Genomic DNA, 1821 nt, shown 5'->3' with positions numbered 1-1821 from the left:
TCGTACGGCGATCAGGTGCAGGTCCTTGCCGTGGCTCTCGTCGTACGACGTGAGCGGCGTTCCCGTCGGGTCGGTGACCCGGAAGCGCAGCTGTGTCCTGCCGGGAGCCTCGATCAGATCGTCGAGGACCTGCAACGAGTAGCCGTCCTGGCTGACCATCAGTCCGCCCGGGATCTCCTGGTGGGACGGCGGGGCGTTGGACGGCGTCCGGGGGGACGGGGTGGGAGCTGTCGCCGGCCGGTGACCTCCGTCGTGGCGGACGGGTTCGGCGCCGACCGGGCCGACGGCAGCGCCCAGTCCGGTGGCGGCAGCGCCCACGGCGGCCAGTCCCAGGACGAACCCGCCAACGCGTGTGGTCGTGCTCATGCTCTTCCTCCGAAGGTCTCGTCATCCGCCGCACTCCGGTCCGGTGCGGCACGACTCCGACGATGCGCCGGTCGTCTGTCCGGTCGCTGTCCGGCGTCTGTCGACGTCCGGTTCGGACCAGGAGCCTCCGGGACAGGCGGTGGACAGGGGACCGCCGGATCGTCACGAGCCAGATGTCCCGAGACAGAAGGAGTGACGCGATGAGGATTCGAGCCAACCAGCCCCTCGCACCAGTGATCAGGGAGCTCGCCCGAGGGGACGAGGCGACCGTCGAGGCGGTGTTCGCCGGCCTGACCCCGGAGCAACGTTGGCAGCGGTTCCATGCCGCGATGCCGCGGCTGCCGCTCACCGTGCGCCGCACCCTCGCCGACGTGGACGGGCACGACCGCGTCGCGCTGGTCGTGGAGCTCGGTGAGCGCGCCATCGGGATCGGCCGCTACACGCGGATCGGTGCGGCGGTCGCCGAGATCGCCCTGGCCGTGGTCGCCGAGCACACCGGGCGTGGGATCGGGAAGGCCCTGCTCGAGGCGCTGGTGCGGCGTGCGCTCCAGGCAGGGATCGAGGAGCTCGTCTTCGAGGTGATCGGCACCAACAGCGTCGCCCTCCACCTGGCTCGGTCCCGAGGCGCCCGACTCGAGCGGACGCCGTGGGTCGTCCACGGCTCCCTGACCCTCGGCGTCGTCCCGCACACGTCGCCGGCCGCCTGACCACGGAGAAGGAGAGAAGAGATGCAGATCGCGATCGTGCTCTTCGAGCACTGCACAGCACTCGACGCCGTCGGGCCGTACGAGGTCCTCAGCCGGGTGCCGGACGCCACCGTGCACATGACCGGCGCCGGCAGGACGGTGGTGCGTACCGACACCGGCAGGCTCGGGCTGCAGGTGGACACCACCTACGCGGAGATCCCCGAGCCCGACATCGTGGTGGTGCCCGGTGGCTTCGGCCAACGCGTCCATCGAGAGGGCAGCGAGCTGCACGAGTGGCTGCTCGAGGCCGATCGGCGTACGACGTGGACCACCTCGGTATGCACCGGTTCGCTGGTCCTGGCCTCGGCCGGCCTGCTCGCGGGTCGTCGCGCGACGAGCCACTGGCTGGCCCGGGCCGACCTCGCGGAATACGGCGCACTGCCCAGCGACGAACGGGTGGTGGTCGACGGCAAGTACGTCACCGCCGCCGGCGTCTCGGCCGGGATGGACATGGCGTTGACCCTGGTGGCGCGCGCCTGCGGCGTCGAGCTGGCGCAGACGATCCAGCTGGGCATCGAGTACGACCCGCAGCCGCCGTACGAAACGGGCAGCCCCGACCGCGTCCCCGGGTGGGCCGTCGAACTGCTCACGTCGGCCCGGAGCTTGTTCGTGTGACAGGTAACGCGGGTACTCGCATTGATCACCGCCGCGACTGCCCCTAGCGTCGCACTGCATCGACGAGAGGACTCTTCATGAACTCCCGGAACTC

Annotated in this window: 2 protein-coding genes and 1 pseudogene; 2 read left to right on the top strand and 1 reads right to left on the bottom strand. The window is 70.8% G+C overall.

From position 1 onward, the window contains the following. Nucleotides 1–366 (bottom strand): annotated as a pseudogene (locus ABZE72_RS16780) (hypothetical protein); the annotation flags it as partial. Between the two features lie 200 nt (nucleotides 367–566). Between ABZE72_RS16780 and ABZE72_RS16775 the strand changes: the two are divergent. Together ABZE72_RS16775 and ABZE72_RS16770 are read left to right on the top strand one after the other, a co-directional pair. Beyond that, complete coding sequence (locus ABZE72_RS16775) at nucleotides 567–1073, top strand: N-acetyltransferase family protein (RefSeq protein ID WP_372730175.1); 507 nt, start codon at nucleotides 567–569, stop codon at nucleotides 1071–1073. Between the two features lie 21 nt (nucleotides 1074–1094). Beyond that, complete coding sequence (locus ABZE72_RS16770) at nucleotides 1095–1727, top strand: DJ-1/PfpI family protein (RefSeq protein WP_372730174.1); 633 nt, start codon at nucleotides 1095–1097, stop codon at nucleotides 1725–1727. The last annotated feature ends 94 nt before the right edge of the window (nucleotides 1728–1821 follow it).

It is taken from the genome of Nocardioides sp. (assembly GCF_041600255.1).
GTDB lineage: Bacteria > Actinomycetota > Actinomycetes > Propionibacteriales > Nocardioidaceae > Nocardioides.
This window is presented reverse-complemented; position numbering and strand designations above follow the sequence as displayed.